This window comes from Alkalibacillus haloalkaliphilus C5 (genome assembly GCF_000269905.1).
Lineage (GTDB): Bacteria > Bacillota > Bacilli > Bacillales > Alkalibacillaceae > Alkalibacillus > Alkalibacillus haloalkaliphilus_A.
This window is the reverse complement of sequence record NZ_AKIF01000273.1, coordinates 1-1,236: the sequence shown is the minus strand read 5'-3', so window position 1 is coordinate 1,236 and position 1,236 is coordinate 1. Positions and strand designations below refer to the sequence as shown.

Here is a 1,236-nt window from a genome sequence, read left to right as displayed (position 1 = left end):
ATATTGCAATTGGATTTGGTATTTTAGCGGTGCTTCGTATGTTTAAGGCGAAAAATCCATTTATACCACCTCATTTATTTAAAAGCCGTAACTATTTGGTGGCGATCTTGACGAGTTTCTTAGCAGTAGCTTGTCTATTCGGTCTTATGTTTACTGTTCCAATTATGCTACGTGAAGTCTATAGTTTATCAACGATGGAAATTGGTCTAGTTATGTTCCCGGGTGCTATTAGCGCTGCTTTAATCGGAAGAAAAGGAGGAAGACTTGTTGATCAAAAAGGGGCTCGGAAAGTTTACCTAGTCAGCTTAGCTTTATTATCAACTGGTTTTCTAATCGTTTCTTCTGCAGTCGGTTTAAGTCCATTAATCATTAGTTTAATGCTGATCTTCCCGATGATGTGCTTCCCATTAGTTCAAGCATCAGGTGCAGATTTATTAGCAAACTTGCTAGCTAAACACGAAACAGGTGTTGGTATGGGTGTGTTCAACTTACTAAACTTTGTTTCGGGAGCTTTAAGTGGTGCTATTGCAGGTGTTGTACTTGATATATTCCGGCCTGAAAATCCGGTGAACTTCTTGGCTGTAACAGGTGAAAGTGCTGTTTATAGTAACTTGTTCTTAACGTTTATGGGACTTGTCTTAATTGGTTTAATTGCGTTTAAACTAGTTTACCGCGATGGTGAGAAAATGGCTTAAAAGTTTATACACAAAACCCGAACGAAATCATACTGTGAATTTGTTCGGGTTTTCTAATTATCACTCCATCAAAATGCTTCGCTTTTACCCACAGGGCACAAGGGCAACATCTGCGCAAGCTTCCTCCGGTCGCTTTTCACAGTGTTTTCTTAGTTTTGATTTGAAATTTTTACTATTTGTTCTATGACCTCATTTGTTTTATCACTATTTTTTACAGTGAAAAGAAAGTCGGCTTCATCTTTATCAGGATCAACTACACCTTCAGCTTGTTGTCGCAGAAGTACTTCTTTAAAACTTGATGCACTTCTAAAAATGTTAGTGCTTCTTTCGCTATGAGTGACACGGTTAAGTAGAGTATCATCAGAGATATCAAAGTGTACAATGATCCTAATAAACTCATCCTTATTATAAATTTCATTTAGCATAAATTCTCTTCCTGCTTTAGAACGGTTAGAATTACATACTATAATATTCAAGTTTGTATTTTCTTTGGCATAGTCGACAATCAACCTTGAAATGGCATGTTTAAGCGTATTTGGAC

2 protein-coding genes are annotated in these 1,236 nt (G+C 36.9%); one reads left to right on the top strand and one right to left on the bottom strand.

Annotated elements, in window-relative coordinates; translation table 11 throughout:
• A partial coding sequence (locus A194_RS19065; RefSeq protein ID WP_017187844.1) for an MFS transporter occupies positions 1-695 on the top strand: 695 nt, incomplete at its 5' end.
• Between the two features lie 149 nt (positions 696-844).
• Here the strand turns inward: A194_RS19065 and A194_RS0116340 are convergent.
• The coding region (locus A194_RS0116340) for a hypothetical protein (RefSeq protein WP_017187843.1) at positions 845-1,236 on the bottom strand (392 nt) is incomplete at its 5' end.